We start from the raw sequence: 17127 nt of genomic DNA on the forward strand, positions 1-17127 counted from the left end.
TAATTTATTTTGAACTCAATAGAGATGGATAGAAATATGGCTTTCCTGAACGCTTCTTCAATTCGTCCCATTCGTGCAAGATTTTCGTAGCCTCTGTAGCTACAGCAATGGACTGTTCTACTCCTTCGCCTTTATAGGCAAACTCATCTTTGACTCGATTGGCAACAGCGGTAAAAATGGCTCCTGCTCGCAGGTTGAATAAACTGCTTAAGGTTAGGACTGTCGCGGCTTCCATTTCAAAATTCAGAACACCCGCTTTTTGCATATCATTCATAATCGTATCCATGAAGCTTTGATTGTAATTATTGTAACCAGGACGCCCCTGGCCACAGAAGAAAGAAGCTGAAGTATAGCCGATTCCTACATGGTAATTGACGCCGAGACGTTCAGCTGCTTCAATCAACGACATGACCACTTCTTGGTTGGCGACCGCCGGGAATTTAGCGTCGACATACTGATCACTTGTCCCATCATAACGAACAGCCCCAGCACAGATAATTAAATCCCCTGGTTCAATCTTCTCTTGCATAGCTCCGCAAGTTCCTACACGGATAAAAGTCTCTGCTCCAATTTCAGCTAGCTCCTCAAGCGCACTAGCTGTGGATGGTCCCCCCGCTCCCGTAGAACACGCCGATATATCTACATCACCGACTTTCCCAGTGTATGTAACATGTTCTCTGTAGGTAGCAATGTGTTCCTTTTCATCCCACTGGTCAGCCATCTGTCCAACTCTTTCCGGGTCTCCAGGTAAAAGAACATATTTGGCCACGTCACCTGGACGGCATCGGATATGGTACTGGGATTGGTCCTCTAATTCTGGTCGATTGGCTTTTGATTTCCATTTAAGATCTTGAAGCAACTTTTACACTCTCCTTTTTGTTAGCCTTCATTGATTCTAAGATTGAATGAATCGTTAAATAAGTTTTACTTTGATCTAAATGAGATAGTTCATTAGCAAAAGAGGTGATTTGCGGGGGCTGAAGTCCTGCTTTCCCCATAATTTCTTTATCTGCAAAAACCACATCAGCTTGATCATCTGCGATTTTTTCACTTTGATGCATAACGACCGTGCGACAATTCAATTCACCTATCAAATGCATGTCATGAGTAATCAAAACGACAATATGACCGTGATCTCGGAACATCCGCACCAGTTCGAGAACTCGTTTACAACCTTTATGGTCCTGTCCCGTCGTAGGTTCATCTAAAATAATAACTTGTGGAGAAATGGCCATAATCGAGGCCATAGCTACTTCTTTACGTTGGCTCGAATTCAAATCGAATGGATTCTCGTCAAGACGGTCATGAAGTTCAAATAATTCAACGGCTTTATTCACACGCTCTTCCGTTTCCTCTTCTGACATCTTTAAGTTTTTACAACCATAAGAGAGTTCCTGACTGACTTTTGGCAAAAATGTCTGGTGATTTGGATTTTGAAATACATAACCGACAAGACTTGATAATTTCGAGACTTTTTCTTTCTTTGTGTTCAAGTTCCCTACCGTGATTTTTCCCTTGGTAGGAGTTAACAGACCGTTAAAATGTTTCACCAAGGTGGTCTTGCCAGAGCCATTGCTCCCTAATATGGCAACCACTTCTTTTTCATAGATATCTAGATCAATATCTTTAATGGCGGTCACTCCATTCGAATAAACATGTGACACATTTTCCACCGAAATATAAGGGTCCATTTCTTGCACCTCCTGTTTCTATTAATCTTTAACGTAAGCGCTTTCTAAAATTTCAATAGCTTCCACCAAATCAGTAGACAGTTTTAAATCCTGTCCAAATTCCTGGTTATATTGAAATAAAAACTCTGTCACCTGAGGCGCATGAAGGGTTAATTGATGAAGTCTCTCAACCCTTGTAAATATCTCATTCGGTGTGCCCGACATTTGGATTTGTCCTTCATCGAGAACCAGAATTTTATCACAGTAGGCAGCAATCCTTTCGACTTCATGGTCAATAATAACCCCAGTCATTCCATAATCCTTTAAATTTTTCAATACATCATACACTTCATTTTTCCCTTTTGGATCAAGCATCGAAGTAGGTTCATCCATAATCATGACTGTCGGGCGCATCGCAAGTACGGATGCAATTGCCAGACGTTGCTGCTGCCCCCCTGAAAGAGCAAGAGGACTACGTTTTTCAAAACCGGATAACCCTACTTGTGCAAGAGCGTCCTTTATTCTAGGTTCCATCTCTTGCCTCGGAACTCCCAAGTTACCCATTCCGAATGCAACCTCTTCTTCAATAGTCATCTGACTCAATTGATTCTCAGGCTCCTGAAATACAAACCCAACATGTTCTGACATTTTCGCTACATTTCCCTCATGAACATTGAGACCTTTAACAAATACTTCCCCTTCCATTTCCCCCTCGATCACTTGGGGGATTAAACCGTTGATACACATGGCTAAGGTAGATTTCCCAACACCAGTAGGCCCGATTATTCCTAAGATCTCACCGTAATCTACCGAAAAGTTGATATCATTCAATACCTTTTCTTCCGTATCGGGATATTGAAAGGATAAACCTGACACGTCAATTGCTTTTTTAGCTTCTGGCATCGGCCAGCCCTCCCATATACACCTGAATTCGCTTGAATAAGAATTTAGCAATCATGAAGCCGAACAAGATCCATGTACCGATTAAAGAATAAGTCAGCAAAGCATCTGTTGTAAGATTCAGTGATTCTATCATGAACATCCTTACATAAACTTCAAAAGCTAAGACAATTAAAATCCCTAATAGAAAGAAGTAATCTTTTGAACCAATTTTAGTGTCACGCAAACTTGTTTTAGTCCCCTCTCTGCTAAAAGCTCTACATTCTAGTACATACGATAGTTGATGGACCTTCATGAAGGTGATAATAAAAAGAGGAGCAAAGATAGGCACCAAATTTTTAACTCGCTGTATAATACTTCCCTTCGCGTCTAAACATCTTGCTTGTTGGGCTTCCATTACTATTTTTGCTTCGCGTGCAATGATCGGAATGATTTGGAAGGTGGACAACAAGATGAAAGCAAAGGAGTGAGGAACTTTCCATTTTACTAATGCAGAGGCCATATCTGATGGGTGTGTCGTCATCACAAACAGAACGGCTGCAGTACCAATAACAAGAATTCTGAAGGACATGACGGCAGCATAAACCATAGATTCATATTTAAAGGTTAGGCCCCCAAAGATCTCAAAAACAGGCGTTTCACCTATTGGATTGTAAATTCCATGAACCGTCATAATCAGTACAGCGAACAATAAAAGAAATTGAATGGAAATCAAGTAGGGAGTCACCAATTTTGAGATCACGACTAACGGAAACAATGCTGCTAGAAATAACAATTGCAAAGCGGGATCATTTAAAATGAAAGAACTGATCACAACAAAAACAACAAATATCATCTTGGTTCTCGGGTCTAAACTATGAATCAAGCTGTCTTTAGGAATATACAAACTGTTCACGTACTTTCCTCCTTTTCGCCCTACAGATAAAGGGCTATACTATTTAGGATAGTCCTTGTTCTCTTTTACCCTGCCTGTTGAATCCCTTTCTATTAATGAAGGCTGGTAAGTAACCGTTTCTTTAAAGTTCTTACCTTTTCTTGAGATTTGAATAGCCAGATCAACGGTTTTTTCACCCATTTCTATAATCGGCGTCCTAATTGTGGTGAGTGGCGGGTACACGATATCCGCATATTGGGAGTCATCAAAACCGATTACCGACAATTCATCTGGGATATTGATATCTAGTTCTCTTGCTGCTTTATAAACACCGACCGCAATAGCATCATTCGCTGCAAATATTGCAGTTGGCCGTTCGGATAAGGATAATAAATCTTTTCCAATGTTGTAACCACTATGAATTTTAAATTCATCTAACCTGACATAACTTTCATTAGGAGTCAGTCCATAGTCATTAAATGCTTTTTCATACCCTTTATACCGTTCTGAAGTGGCATAGGAATCTAATTGCCCCCCGATGAAACCAATCTTTCTATGACCTAGTTCTAATAGATGCTCTGTAGCTTGATAGCCACCTTCGAGGTTATCGACTAGTATCTCATCGAGTTGGACGCCCTCTACTTTACTGCCAATAATGATAAAAGGCAGATCTGGACGCTTCTTCATAATTTCCCTAATGTTTCTATCATTCATTTCAGGTGTAGAGAAAATAATTCCATCTACTCCTTTTCGTAATAAAAAATTAAGATAGTCTGCTTCTTTGTCTAAATCATTATCTGTATTGCAAAGAATTACGTTAAATCCATATTGATTCGCTTTATCCTCTATGGCTCTCGTTAATTCTCCATAAAAGATGTTCTTTATATCGGGAATGATTAATCCCAAAGTCGATGTTTTTTTCTTAATCATGGCAGTTGCTACCATGTTTTTTTCAAAGTTCAATTCCTCTACAGCTTTCATTACTTTTTCCTTTGTCCCCGTGCTCGTGTATCCGCTTTTATTCAAAACCCTTGAGACCGTTGAAATCGATACATTAGCCACTTTCGCTACATCTTTGATGGTAACCATATTTCTCCACTTCCTATCTTTAAATGTGGAAACGTTTTCTTATGAATATAAAAAATATATTTATCAATATTCTTTCACCCGTAATGAAAACGCCCTCTTTAAATTCCATTATACGGTAAGAAACAGAAATATTGCAATAATTTTCAGAAAACTAATAACCCCTGTCTTTCATTACTTTAGGAATTAATAAAAACGTTTCCACATCATGAGGAATAGAGAAAGAGTGATTTAATTTTATACCAGTGAACTATTTTTCACTTTAGTCACTGAATTCTTAAGAGATCCTATCCCTTCCACCCTACATACAATTTCATCATTCTCTGCTAGAAAGTCAGCTCCTACTGGACTTCCCGTCAGAATGATATCACCTGGTTTCAGTATCATTACATTACTTAGATAGGCTATCATCCTTTGAATGGAGACTATCATTAGATCTGTTTTACTGTCTTGCTTTTTCGCACCATTATGAATCGCTTCTATTCTAGCTTTTGTTGGATCAAAGTCGGTTTCGATGACTGGACCTAGCGGGGTGAACGTATTAAATGATTTCCCCAACGTCCAATGCCCATCTTCATGAAAGTATTGGGGAGCGGTCACATCGTTCCCGACTGTATATCCGAATATGTGATCCAATACATCATCCTCTTTAATCTGATTTGCTTCCTTCCCCATGACGACCGCAATCTCAGACTCAAATTTTACCTCTTCGATTGAGTCTGGAATCTTGATTTCAGACCCCGGCCCCGTAACAGAAGGAAGAGATTTGAAAAAGAATACAGGCATTTCCGGTGGCTGTTCTGGGAGCTCTTTAATATCTTTTACAAAGTTAGCCCCTATTCCAATCACTTGATTAGGTTCGATCGGGGCTAACAACTCGATCTGACTTCCCGCAAAGGTTTCACCCGTATACTCCCAATCATTAAAAATATCTCCGCTAATTTCTTTGATTTCTTCTGAGGAAAGAATGCCTTGCTTAGTTACCTCATCATTTTTCAGTGCAAATCTTACAAACTTCATATTCTACCTCCCGCTTTATTGGGCCATAACAACAATTTACCCCGTATAGAAATGACCAAAGTGTTGGAGGCACTCCGGCCATTTCAATTATGGACCCTAAGTGCTTTCAATTGATTTACGCAGCGCTTTTATATACAATATTTAGTAAGTAGTTGGAGCATCATTCAACAAATTTTCATTAATTTGTTGTTTTGATGTTCTTTTTTTATGCCGAAATCTTTTTATCTTTTTCTTTCGTTACACCAATTTTTTCTCTAATATCTTTAGCATTCGGCAAGAACCTAACGGGAAACGTTTTCAAGATCATCCAAACGATCCAAAACGTCAATACTTTATCTGCCACTGTGCCAGGGATGTTTGCCAAAAAGGCTGCATTAAAAATTTCTTGTCCCGAAGCAATTAACCCTGCTGTCAATACGTCAACCGTATGGCCTGAAAAGCCTCCGAAAGCATAAACTGAGATAACAGTTGCTATCAGTGACGCCACTAACCCTACGATCGAACCGCTGACAATTACTTTCCAAGTTTTCTTGAACCAACCTTTTCTAAAGAAAAAATAAGCCATAAAGGCTACAAATACGCCTACAAGAGCAAATGGAAGGTAAGTCCAACGAACAATTAATGCCAAAATGACATTCGTCATCAAAGCAGTAGCAGCTCCCCAAACAGGACCAAGGACAATTGCATTCAATACCGTTCCTATATTATTTAGGAACAGAGGTAGTTTCAACATTTCAACAATAGAGTTGGCTACCCAGTTTAAGGCGATCCCAGCAGGAATCATCGCCACAACAAAGCTTGAATTCTTTTTCATCATCTGCTGCATTTCCCTCCTCGTTTTAATATCCAGAATGATTGGTAACTTGTCTCTAACTTCACTCCCTTCTCTCTCAATTGTGAGAAAAAGCTGACTCTACCCAACTTTTAATCCTCTGCCAAATGTAAAAACGTTTCCACAAAAAGCAAAATGAAATTAATCGTCAAGTGGAAACGCTTTCTTATACGTCATTATACATAGTGATGTTTTCAATTTCAACAATATTTTGAAAATACTTAATATTATCAGGTGACATGCTTTTGTAGTTATCTTTTTTAAAGCTGGTTAACACATAGTCTATTTCACAAAAAGTACTTTGGAAAAAATGAACTATTCAAAACACACGAATCTATTTATAAAAAAACAAAGCCAGGTATTTATTAATACTCGGCTTAGCAATAAAATATATATAAAATTCTTTTGGGCAACGTTAAAAATGATCAAGAAAATAGTGCGCCTATACAAAAGGGGTGCCTCCTAGTATATGAAGACACCCCTTTTAGCTTATGAACTGTATTCCTTAATCATATTGTGGACTTCCTGAACTTCCTGGTCTGAAACCCTCAAATAATAAGTCCCGTTAATTTTAGTTCCGGTTCCCGTCATTTGATAAGTCACCATGTTCTGTTGAGCGCTGCGATAGTTCAACATAATATCTTTCATAACACTGAAACTCATATTCGTCTTCACATTATTGCCAAGAACATCCATGATATCACCAATCCGGCTCACCGAACTAATGCTTGCCCCTTTATCAATGATCGCCTGAATCACTTTGCGCTGACGTTCGTTACGCCCAGCATCACCATTTGGATCCTGATATCTCATTCGTACATAGCCCATCGTTTGCGGGCCATTCAGCGTAATTCTACCCTTTTCATAATGATATCCTTTTTTATAATACCCCGTATCATACCAATTCAGTGAATTGTTTACAGTAATACCACCCACTGCATCGACCATTTCAGAGAGCCCCTGCATGTTCATCTTCACATAATAATTAACTTCAATATCTAGAAAATTCTCCACAGTGTTGATCGTCATGTCGGTGCCGCCAAACGCATACGCATGATTAATCTTGTCTTTCGTTCCAGCCATCGGATCGTCACCCACAAGCGTTGTTCTCGTATCACGCGGAATGCTGATCAGTTGGCTGCGATTGTTGGCAGGATCTAATGAAAGTACCATTAGAGCATCTGATCTGCCACGATCCCCTTTTCTTTCATCTACACCCATCAGCAAAATATTTAAAGGTTCCTGTTGAGAGATTTTTTTCTTGGCCGCTTCATGATCAATAGAAGCTACCTTCTCATGCATTTCCTCATCAACCGTGCTTTTCGCTCCGGCATAAATGGTGTACAGGTAGCCTCCCCCGCCTACAATCAGCAAGGCGATTAGGATAAGCGGTATCTTCCACCACTTGCCCTTCTTTTTCTTCTTGTGTATATCTGAACGTTTCATATTTATTGTCTCACTCCATTATTTGTAAATCTACTATCCTTCATTATACCTATAAAGTTCACAGACAACAAGAATACGACAAAATTCTTAGAATTGCAAACAGCTTAATAGATTGACCTAGGTGGGGTCATTTCACGCAAAAAATAGACACCTCTGGCCACCAAGCAGAAAGTGTCTATTTTCGATGAATTGTATTACCAGAACTGCATCTTGATTTCTTCAGAAAGATCTATTATTTAGGAAGTATTACCAGCATATTTATGTAATAATAGAGAATAGATAGTTGCTCGAATTGAATAGGGTGTCGGCTAATCCCCACGTCAAATAATGAGGGGGGTGATGCCATGAGCGTTTATGAAGCATTGATGGTTGCTATAGCTTTTAGCACCTTAAATGTATCATTGATTGCCTTAGTTGTGGCAATTTCACGCAAAAGAAAATAGACACCCTACCAACCAAACGGGAAGTGTCTATTTTCACCAAACAGCCATGCCCTAATCAAGAGCAACTATCTTAGGGATCACAGTAGGAGCTGTGATCTCCTTTTCTTATGTGTATCCTGTTTCTAGCTTAATTATACCATGTTTTGAGCGAAAGTTAAATGAATAGTGGATTACATCGGTTGCATCTTCCCTTGCTCAGGTATTCGGCTTGCTTGATCCATTGTACCTACCACAGCCAGTGCAGCTATCCATAAATAAAATTCTTATACTCAGATATGATTATACTTCATACCATGGGGGCTAGCCCCCAAACCCCAGAAAACTCATATCCCAAAACAAGGATAAAATTCAAAGTCATTTACACCCAGCCGAAAATCCCTTACAGAGCATTAGACCCATAATACGATTCCCCTTCTGACGTGAATTCATACTCCAACGATACAGGGGCCAGCATCTTTTGGTCCTGAATAAACCCGCCTACTTCACCTGGGGGGATAATCTTCGCACTCGTTGCTAGATTGATAGACGCCCAATCGGAAGCTGACCTGCTTGATAACTTCTTATACTAATATCTCCGGCCTCAAACTGGGAAGAAATCGATTCTATGTATTGATTCATGGTGGATAAGCTTTGCTTCAACTTCTCCAACTGGCTCGACTCCGTCTGATCAAACTCTTGTAACTTCTTAACAGTCTCGTCCTTCTTGTTCCTCGCCTGTTGAATTTCCTGTAAAAACGCACTGTCTTCAACAGACGGCAGCGACACAATATCCTGAACGCCGCTAACGACTTGATTGACCTCCTGAACGATCTCAGTTGTGACGGTACTTGCCTTATGTAAGCCCATTTCAACGAAAAAACCTTGAGAGGCGTACAACCAATCAAGGATGAAATAATAACCTTGTAAATTTTTTAATCTACTAATAAATCGAGGTAATAATTATCATTTTCATCTATCTTCCTTAAAAAATCTGTTAGAGAAGTCGCAATTTGTATATCATAATAATAGATCGGATTTTCATTATTATTATTCAGCTCGATTGACATTAATGCTGATTCACTACCTTCAAAAAATATTAATTTATTATTCTCAAATTCATCATATATTTCTATATCAGGATAAAATTCAAAATCATTTACTCTCAACCTAAAATCCCTTACAGAATACGGATCCATAATACGATTAATATTATGTTCTGACCCCTTAATAAATCCATAACCAACTTCTAGATAGAAATTAACTAATTCATTAGGAAATTTAATATCTAGAGTTTGCTCAACTTCGTTTATCTCACTGTCAGTCACGGCATAAAAACTATTTTCTTGGTTTGCTTTAATAAAATTATAACTCATCATCTTTTACCTCCTCTAAACAACTCTTTAGCTGGTGATCCTGTTCCATGAATACCCGCCTGGTGCTCACTTTGATAAGCTTTGCTTCAGCTCCGCCACCTGGTTCGACTCCGTCTGATCAAACTCATGCAACTGCTCAACAGTCTCGTCTTCTTGTTCCTCGCCTGTTGAATCTCCTGCAAAAACGCATGATCGTCGATAGACGACAGTGCTACAATGTTCTGAACACCGCTAACAATCTGATTGACTTCCTGAATCAATAGTCGTGACGATCACTTGTTTTTTTATGTAAGCCCAACAACATTTTCTCTTCAAATCGAAAGAGACCTTGAATGGTTTGTAGCCAATCAAGGTCTCTTTGTTACAGCTTGCCTCTTTTTCCCTCGAACCGAATCTATTAATTTTTTATCAAAAAACAAGTTAAATCATCTGTAACACTCGAACAGTTGATCCATCTTCTAAATAATTCTATTTGCTTTGTTTTTAATTATTAAGTCTGTTATGTGCACTTAGTACTAATTCATAGAAAAAATCAAATGCTTCATTTTCACTTTCAGTTTCTTTAATAATGTAGTGACCTCCTCGCTCCTTTGTTTTGTAAATTTTCCACATCCCTTTATCAAATGCACATCCCATAACAAGCGGAGCGTCTGATATCTTTTCGAGTATTAATATGTACTCCCCTATGTTCAGTTTTTCAGACTCAAATTTATTTAGAAACTGTTGTTTTGTCATATTATTATACCCCTTTAGTATTTCGGAATAATTCCGATCATTTCTAACATCTCAGCATTTAGTGGTGTTACAATTTGCTCTGCTCCCCCATTCATTAAATCTTGTCCTGTAGAACTGTTCTTCCATGGAGCAGCAGTACCTTTCAATCCATACGCGTTCTTTGTACTACCAATAACTTCTTTTACATTATCTTGGAAATCGGTATAATGTGCCTTAAAATCCATAAAATCCACATTAGAAATTGGATTCTTTCCATTAGCAACTACGATTTTATTCAATTCCCCAAGGTCTCCTATGTTAATTGCATCAATCGCATTAAAATAGGATTCATTATCAAATGTTCCTACATGCCTTGCTGTAGGGTTTTCTACATAGGGGATTGCACGTTGATCATAAGTATGTGGAATACCGTTATCAGGTAAAACAGTGAAATTCTCTCCACCCTTCCCGCCTACTCTATCCCATCTTTCTGGTAAAGGATTTTTTCTATTAATTTCCTGAATGGAACCCTCTAAAAATCCCATCTTGTTTGGCCAATCCACATTCATTCTTCCATCGACAAATCTTTCAGGTTTCAAGAATTTCATGTCAGAGACAACAGTAACATTACCTTTCATTTCTAATGCAGCATACGCCTCATGAATCTTTACAAATTTTTGCTCACTTGTTAAATCTGTTCGCTTTCCGATGTTATTGATATGATTAAAGTATTCTCCAGCATTCTTAAGTTCAAGGTTATCCGCACCCTTAACAACACTACTAACACCCTTAGCACCTTTCCCAACTACCTTAACCATTCCCCCGCCAACAACAGAGGCTGCCAAGATCGCCCGTTCCCAGCCTTCATATTCCACACCCGTAATCAGGTTCTCACCGGTATTCGTCTCAATAGCCGCCTTGACATTCCCCACAATAGGAATAAAATCAAGGACAAAGGAAGCCGTCTTCTTCCACCAGACCACATCCGCTCCTTCCGCCGAAGCCGCCATCATGTCTTCCCTTGTACATACCCCTTCTGACGTGAATTCATACTCCAACGATACAGGGGCCAGCATCTTTTGGTCCTGAATAAACCCGCCTACTTCACCTGGGGGAATAATCTTCGCACTCGTTGCTAGATTGATAGACTCCCAATCCGCATTTGATTGAAGCTGACCTGCTTGATAACTTCTTATACTAATATCTCCGGCTTCAAATTGGGAAGAAATCGATTCTATGTATTGATTCATGGTGGATAAGCTTTGCTTCAACTCCTCCAACTGGCTCGACTCCGTCTGATCAAACTCATGCAGCCGCTCCACCGTCTCGTCCCTCTTGTTCCTCGCCTGTTTAATCTCCTGCAGAAAAGCACTGTCATCAACAGACGGCAGCGACACAATATCCCGAACGCCGCTAACGACTTGATTGATTTCCTGTACGATTTCCGTCGTGACGGTACTTGCTTTATGTAATCCCGCTTCTACCTCTTGCTCCAGAAAATCTTCCCGAATCACTCCATCAGAATTCGGTTCAAACTCACGCAGGGAAGCCAACATCTTTTGAATCGCCGCTTCATATTGCGAAAGGAATTGCTCCAAATAGCTCAAAAACGGAAGATGGGCTTCCTGGTAAAACGCTCGAATCGCTTCCCCTCCTTGCCCGCGAAGGGCATCTTCCAAGTTAACGATCGCCTCAATACTGGTCTTCACATGATGGATGGAATTCTTCAAGTGATCTAGCGTATGTATAGTTCCTTCTCCACCCTTCTGAAGGTCCGAAACATCCAATACTTTCATGTAAAACCCTCTTTCCGCTTATTCACTTCAAGTATATAGAATTTTTTACCAGAAAGAAATACATGGATTCAACTCTTCGTATTAAATGGATGGAAGGTAATAGGAAAATTGAAAACTTTTATCCTATATCCATAAGCACATCTAGGTTAACTAAAAATATAACGCGCCAAGTCCGATTAATTGCTCATCGTAACAAAGGCCCGAGGAGATAATATAAAATTAAACGTACCTAAACAGACTTTTTTCAATACTTTGAAAGGATTACAAGCATATTTATGTAATAATAGAAAATAGATAGTTGTTCGAATTGAATAGGGTGTCGGCTAATCCCCATGTCAAATAATGAGGGGGGGTGATGCCATGAGCGTTTATGAAGCATTGATGGTTGCTATAGCTTTTAGCACCTTAAATGTGACATTGATTGCCTTGATTGTGGCGATTATACGCATAAAAAAATAGACACCCTGTCTGGAATAACGGGGAGTGTCTATTTTTACGAATAGCCTTGCCCTAATCAAGAGCAACTATCTAGGAGATCACAGTTGGAGCTGTGATCTCCTTTTCTTATGTTTATCCTATTTCTGACTTAATTATACCATGTTTTTCACAAAAGTTAAATGAACTAGTCAAGCTGCGTCGAGTGCTTTTTATTTTTTATGGGTATTCCCGGTTCAGTCTTCCAAACAACGATACCTAAGAACCGCAGCAAGTCCCGCGCCATGCCTGAAATCGCCACTCCCAATAAGCGCATACAATTCATCCATATCAACCAGCTGCATCTCGATTTCTTCACTCGCTTCAAGGTCTTGCTCCCCAGCCTTGTAGGCGTCAGTCGCTGCAAAAAGGTGAATCGCTTCAGATGTGGATCCTGCAGAAGGATGAACGAACCCAAGGTTGGTCCATTGATCCGCTTGATATCCAGTTTCCTCAAGCAATTCGCGTTTGGCTGTTTCTAGCGGGTTATCATTATGGTCAATCGCGCCAGCTGGGAGTTCTAATTCCCACTGCCTGACCGCATGGCGGTATTGTTTTAGCATGATCACTTGATTGTCCTCTGTTAGCGCCAATACGCATACACCGTGGGGGAAACTCACATAGGAAAATTCCATCTCATCCTCATTTGAGAGTTGAACTTGCTCCTTCTTCACGGTAAACTTACTCACTTCAACATTTTCAGACTCTATCATCTTCCACGGTTGTTCGCTCGTCATAGTGAACTCCTTTTAACAAATTATGATGCCACTTATTTTCCTGCCAACGTTCCATCATGTCAACTTATTTTATCTGACAAAAACACTTCTCTCTTCTTTCAAGAGAAGGACTTCTATAAAGCAGCGATGGTTGTTATAGCCTCTAGCACCTTACAGGAATGGCCCTCCTTCTCTCATTTATTTTTTCTCACTCACCCTGACTTCTTCTTTATTGTTACGAAAATATTCAAATGTGACCATTTTTTAAAGATGTATTGAAAATACTTCTTTTCGGGTTGTTTATGATCTAACCTTTTAATGGAGGGTTAAGATAACAATGTCATCAGCGTACACGGAAGGAGATTTTTTATGTTAGACACAAAAACCATCGAAGTCGTTAAATCGACCGCTCCGGTATTGCAGGAGCACAGTCAGGAAATTGGAGAGAGATTTTACGAATTGTTGTTTGCGCGTGTTCCTGAGCTGTACAACATGTTCAACCAAACCAATCAGAAACTAGGCATCCAGCAAGGCGCTTTAGCGTACGGTGTGTATTTAGCTGGAGCCAATATTGATAACCTTGATGAGATTCAATCCATGGTGGAGAGAGTGACGGAAAAACACCGGGCGCTAGGCGTTCGCCCTGACCAATATCCTATAGTCGGAGAAACGTTACTGCAAGCTGTGAAAGATGTCCTTGGGGAAGCGGCAACAGATGAAATTATCGATGCCTGGGAAAAAGCCTATCAAGCGATTGCCAATATCTTCATTGACTTGGAAGATCAACTTTACCAGGAAACCGAGCAGCAGCCGGGAGGATGGATCGGAAATCGGTCTTTTTATGTAGACCAAAAGGTGAAAGAAAGCGAAGTCATTACATCGTTTTACTTAAAGCCTGAGGACGGAAACACGCTTCCCCCTTATCAGGCTGGGCAATACCTTACTATACAGGCAGATATCGAAGGCGAACAATATTCCCATATGAGACACTACAGCTTATCTGATGCCCCTAATAAAGAATACTATCGTATCAGTGTGAAGCGTGAAGATCCAGAAGACGATGCACCAGCCGGGATGGTATCCAATTACCTCCATAACCAAGTTTCAGAAGGTGACACACTAAACATCGCTGCACCGGCAGGAGATTTCACGATTTCAAGCGAAAAACAGCCGATTGTACTACTAAGCGGCGGTGTCGGAATAACCCCAACCATGAGTATGCTCAACACCCTGGTAGAAAACGATCCCGACCGTGAAATTACGTTTATTCATGGCGCAGAAAACAGTGAAGTTCATGCGATGAGAGAACACGTCGAGCAGTTGGCGTCAGACTATCCGAATGTCACCGCATTTTTCTGTTACTCAGAGCCAACAGAGCAAGATCGCGTAGAAAAACGTTATGATAAAGAAGGATACATCGATTTAAATTGGCTGCAGTCCGTGCTCTCTGATAACCAGAAAGATTTCTACTTTTGTGGGCCGCTTCCTTTTTTAAAAGCGATCAATCAGGCACTAAAGGAATGGGGCGTGCCAGCAGAACACCGCAACTATGAATTATTCAACCCGATGAGCACACTTGAAGAGAAGTAAATTTTCCATACCATACACGTTTCAAGAAAAATGAAGGGAGACGAAACGAATGGAGACAAAAGAAGATCCTAGAGCACTCCGCCTTGAAAAAATGTTGCAAGAAGCGCTAAAACCGATCACAACTAAATTAGAGAACCTAGGGCAAGAGGTCGAATTGATTCATAAAGAACAAAGAGAAATTAAGAGGATGCTGGAAGAAAATTAAAGACTGGCCCCACCACCTATCAGCATAATATATCTTAACCAGAAGATGACTTCAGTTACCAATTAATGGTATAATGGTAAACACACATCATTATGTATTTGAGGTGATTTTATGCCAAATTGTCAAAATTGCGATCATATGTGGTCATGGTCTCAATCCATGAGAAGTGGGTTTAGAATGCGCCGAGGTATGGATTGCCCACATTGCGGAAAAACGCAATATCAAACCCAACCTTCCATGTGGAAAAGTTCCATGATCTCCTTGATCCCACTTATATTGATTCCACTGGTTATTTCATTTAGTATGTCTGTTATTTTTGAAGTCGCCATCCTCTTCGTTTCAGTAGTCTTCTATCTCAGCATCCTGCCATTTGTACTGAAACTCTCTAATGAAGAGGAACCTCTCTGGTGAGGACGGCTGGAGCGCACTTCGATAGGAGAAGTGCGCTCTCTTTTATAGAAATAATAGCGGGGCCGCTCACTCTCTCTTAATAATTCGGTCCCCTCCCCAGCCAATTAACACACTCACTTTCGAAAAAAGGCTACCGGCCTGCAAAAATTACAGACCAATAGCCTCTTTTATCGTTACAATATTTTATTCAGAAATTCTTTCGTCCGCTCCGATTCAGGATTCGTAAAGATCTGTTCCGGATCGCCTTCCTCCATTATAATTCCTTCATCCATAAAGAGGACTCGATCCCCAACTTCTTTGGCAAACCCCATTTCGTGTGTGACAACGACCATCGTCATACCTTCATAGGCAAGCTGTTTCATAACGGCTAATACTTCCCCAACAAGCTCTGGATCGAGTGCAGAGGTTGGTTCATCAAACAACATCACCTTAGGCTCCATGGCAAGTGCACGAGCAATGGCCACGCGTTGCTGCTGTCCGCCTGATAATTGATTGGGATACATGTCAGCTTTTTCACTCAGACCGACCTTTTCCAGTAACTTCTGTGCACGGTCCTTTGCTTCATCTTTACTGATACCACGCGCTTTTTGTGGAGCAAGCATGACATTTTCAATTACGGATTTATGCGGAAACAGATTAAATTGCTGAAAAACCATTCCCACTTCTTTTCGAACTTCATTAATATTTGTCTTCGGATCATTTAAACTTGCACCATCAACAACAACATCACCGCTTGTAATTTCTTCAAGCAGATTTAAACACCTTAAAAATGTACTTTTTCCGGATCCACTCGGGCCGATTACACAAACCACTTCTTTTTGTTCAACCTTACAATCAATCCCCTTCAGGACCTCTGTCTTTCCGAAACTTTTATGCAATTTTTCAACCGTAATCATTATACATCCAGCCTCCTTTCAACAATGCTCAAGACGAAGGATAATGTTAAGGTAATGGCCAGATAGAACACGGCAACTGTCGTATAAATTTCAACAGCATTAAAGTGGTTGGCAGCAATCAAACGCCCTTGGAAAATCAGTTCCGGAACGAGTATGACTGATAACAGGGATGTATCCTTAATACTGATAATGAATTGGTTGCCCAGTGGCGGAATCATTCGTTTAAAAGCCTGTGGCCAAATAATATGACGCATCGTCTGTCGATGATTCAGGCCAAGTGAACGACCAGCCTCCATTTGACCTTTTTCAATAGATACTACGGCACCACGTACAATTTCTGCGATATATGCCCCCGAATTTAAAGCAATTACTATAATACCGGCTGTAACTGAATCAAAATTATAGTAAATAATCAACGGCAGCGCATAGAATATCCATATGGCCTGAACTAGAACCGGAGTACCGCGGAGAATCTCTATGTACACACTTGATATCCAATAAACAATTTTAAATCTTGAAATACGCCCCAATCCAAAAATGGCACCAAGAACAAAGCCTATCAAAAGACCAACTACCGAGATCAGCAGCGTATAATAAAGACCCGTCATTAATTCTGGTAAAAATTCAACCACACCTGAAAAATTAAATCGATCCAGCATATTCTCACCTCTCTTGTTGTCTATAAAAAGTAAAGGGTGTAAC

Annotated in this window: 20 protein-coding genes; 5 read left to right on the forward strand and 15 right to left on the reverse strand. The window is 40.1% G+C overall.

Going from position 1 to position 17127, the window contains the following annotated elements; translation table 11 throughout:
* Window positions 1–4: 4 nt before the first annotated feature.
* From P9989_RS18220 to P9989_RS18255, 8 genes are all read right to left on the reverse strand, one after another.
* Window positions 5–859 carry a nucleoside phosphorylase gene (locus tag P9989_RS18220; RefSeq protein ID WP_283076272.1) on the reverse strand — a complete coding sequence of 285 codons (855 nt, stop codon included), beginning with the start codon at window positions 857–859 and terminating at the stop codon, window positions 5–7.
* Window positions 843–1691: an energy-coupling factor ABC transporter ATP-binding protein gene (locus P9989_RS18225; protein WP_283076273.1), complete on the reverse strand. Its 849-nt coding sequence runs from the start codon at window positions 1689–1691 to the stop codon at window positions 843–845. Before P9989_RS18225 ends, P9989_RS18220 begins: the two co-directional genes overlap by 17 nt.
* 21 nt (window positions 1692–1712) lie before the next feature.
* Complete coding sequence (locus P9989_RS18230) at window positions 1713–2573, reverse strand: energy-coupling factor ABC transporter ATP-binding protein (RefSeq protein ID WP_283076274.1); 861 nt, start codon at window positions 2571–2573, stop codon at window positions 1713–1715.
* On the reverse strand, window positions 2560–3465 hold the full coding sequence (locus P9989_RS18235; RefSeq protein ID WP_283076275.1) for an energy-coupling factor transporter transmembrane component T family protein: 906 nt from the start codon (window positions 3463–3465) through the stop codon (window positions 2560–2562). Before P9989_RS18235 ends, P9989_RS18230 begins: the two co-directional genes overlap by 14 nt.
* 39 nt (window positions 3466–3504) lie before the next feature.
* Window positions 3505–4533 (reverse strand): LacI family DNA-binding transcriptional regulator, encoded by a 1029-nt coding sequence (locus tag P9989_RS18240; RefSeq protein ID WP_283076276.1) that lies wholly within the window; start codon window positions 4531–4533, stop codon window positions 3505–3507.
* A gap of 234 nt (window positions 4534–4767) precedes the next feature.
* Window positions 4768–5550, reverse strand: coding sequence for a fumarylacetoacetate hydrolase family protein (locus tag P9989_RS18245; protein WP_283076277.1), 783 nt, complete (start codon window positions 5548–5550; stop codon window positions 4768–4770).
* A 205-nt stretch (window positions 5551–5755) separates the two neighbouring features.
* A complete protein-coding gene (locus P9989_RS18250) occupies window positions 5756–6367 on the reverse strand; it encodes a hypothetical protein (RefSeq protein ID WP_283076278.1) in 612 nt (203 codons plus the stop codon).
* Window positions 6368–6871: 504 nt separating this feature from the next.
* Window positions 6872–7828: an LCP family glycopolymer transferase gene (locus P9989_RS18255; RefSeq protein ID WP_283076279.1), complete on the reverse strand. Its 957-nt coding sequence runs from the start codon at window positions 7826–7828 to the stop codon at window positions 6872–6874.
* Between the two features lie 344 nt (window positions 7829–8172).
* On the opposite strand from P9989_RS18255, the gene P9989_RS18260 reads away from it, so the two are divergent.
* Window positions 8173–8271, forward strand: a complete 99-nt coding sequence (locus P9989_RS18260; RefSeq protein WP_240339660.1) for a putative holin-like toxin — start codon at window positions 8173–8175, stop codon at window positions 8269–8271.
* A 513-nt stretch (window positions 8272–8784) separates the two neighbouring features.
* On the opposite strand, the gene P9989_RS18265 is transcribed toward P9989_RS18260, so the two are convergent.
* The 4 genes from P9989_RS18265 to P9989_RS18280 all read right to left on the reverse strand — a co-directional run bounded on the left by P9989_RS18265 (window position 8785) and on the right by P9989_RS18280 (window position 12133).
* On the reverse strand, window positions 8785–9117 hold the full coding sequence (locus tag P9989_RS18265; RefSeq protein ID WP_283076280.1) for a T7SS effector LXG polymorphic toxin: 333 nt from the start codon (window positions 9115–9117) through the stop codon (window positions 8785–8787).
* Window positions 9118–9182: 65 nt separating this feature from the next.
* The gene (locus P9989_RS18270) at window positions 9183–9623 is read right to left on the reverse strand and encodes an SMI1/KNR4 family protein (protein WP_283078975.1); all 441 of its coding nucleotides are present in this window, start codon (window positions 9621–9623) and stop codon (window positions 9183–9185) included.
* A 483-nt stretch (window positions 9624–10106) separates the two neighbouring features.
* Entirely contained in the window at window positions 10107–10358 is a 252-nt protein-coding gene (locus P9989_RS18275) for a hypothetical protein (protein WP_283076281.1), read from the reverse strand.
* Window positions 10359–10372: 14 nt separating this feature from the next.
* Window positions 10373–12133 (reverse strand): ribonuclease YeeF family protein, encoded by a 1761-nt coding sequence (locus tag P9989_RS18280; protein WP_283076282.1) that lies wholly within the window; start codon window positions 12131–12133, stop codon window positions 10373–10375.
* Window positions 12134–12493: 360 nt separating this feature from the next.
* Between P9989_RS18280 and P9989_RS18285 the strand changes: the two genes are divergently transcribed.
* A complete protein-coding gene (locus tag P9989_RS18285) occupies window positions 12494–12592 on the forward strand; it encodes a putative holin-like toxin (RefSeq protein WP_245804749.1) in 99 nt (32 codons plus the stop codon).
* A gap of 212 nt (window positions 12593–12804) precedes the next feature.
* Here the strand turns inward: P9989_RS18285 and P9989_RS18290 are convergent, their stop codons facing one another.
* Window positions 12805–13344: an NUDIX hydrolase gene (locus tag P9989_RS18290; RefSeq protein ID WP_283076283.1), complete on the reverse strand. Its 540-nt coding sequence runs from the start codon at window positions 13342–13344 to the stop codon at window positions 12805–12807.
* Between the two features lie 348 nt (window positions 13345–13692).
* Between P9989_RS18290 and hmpA the strand changes: the two genes are divergently transcribed.
* The 3 genes from hmpA (at window position 13693) to P9989_RS21735 (ending at window position 15529) form a co-directional block, all read left to right on the forward strand.
* Window positions 13693–14913 (forward strand): NO-inducible flavohemoprotein, encoded by a 1221-nt coding sequence (hmpA, locus tag P9989_RS18295; protein WP_283076284.1) that lies wholly within the window; start codon window positions 13693–13695, stop codon window positions 14911–14913.
* A gap of 49 nt (window positions 14914–14962) precedes the next feature.
* Window positions 14963–15118: a hypothetical protein gene (locus P9989_RS18300; protein ID WP_283076285.1), complete on the forward strand. Its 156-nt coding sequence runs from the start codon at window positions 14963–14965 to the stop codon at window positions 15116–15118.
* A 159-nt stretch (window positions 15119–15277) separates the two neighbouring features.
* Window positions 15278–15529, forward strand: coding sequence for a TIGR04104 family putative zinc finger protein (locus P9989_RS21735; protein WP_428841959.1), 252 nt, complete (start codon window positions 15278–15280; stop codon window positions 15527–15529).
* 173 nt (window positions 15530–15702) lie between these two features.
* Here the strand turns inward: P9989_RS21735 and P9989_RS18305 are convergent, their stop codons facing one another.
* Both P9989_RS18305 and P9989_RS18310 read right to left on the reverse strand, forming a co-directional pair.
* Window positions 15703–16425: an amino acid ABC transporter ATP-binding protein gene (locus P9989_RS18305; protein WP_283076286.1), complete on the reverse strand. Its 723-nt coding sequence runs from the start codon at window positions 16423–16425 to the stop codon at window positions 15703–15705.
* The gene (locus P9989_RS18310; RefSeq protein WP_283076287.1) at window positions 16425–17084 is read right to left on the reverse strand and encodes an amino acid ABC transporter permease; all 660 of its coding nucleotides are present in this window, start codon (window positions 17082–17084) and stop codon (window positions 16425–16427) included. The genes P9989_RS18305 and P9989_RS18310 overlap by 1 nt, the downstream gene beginning before the upstream one ends.
* Window positions 17085–17127: the final 43 nt, after the last annotated feature.

This window comes from Halobacillus naozhouensis, assembly GCF_029714185.1.
Taxonomy (GTDB): Bacteria; Bacillota; Bacilli; order Bacillales; family Halobacillaceae; genus Halobacillus_A; species Halobacillus_A naozhouensis.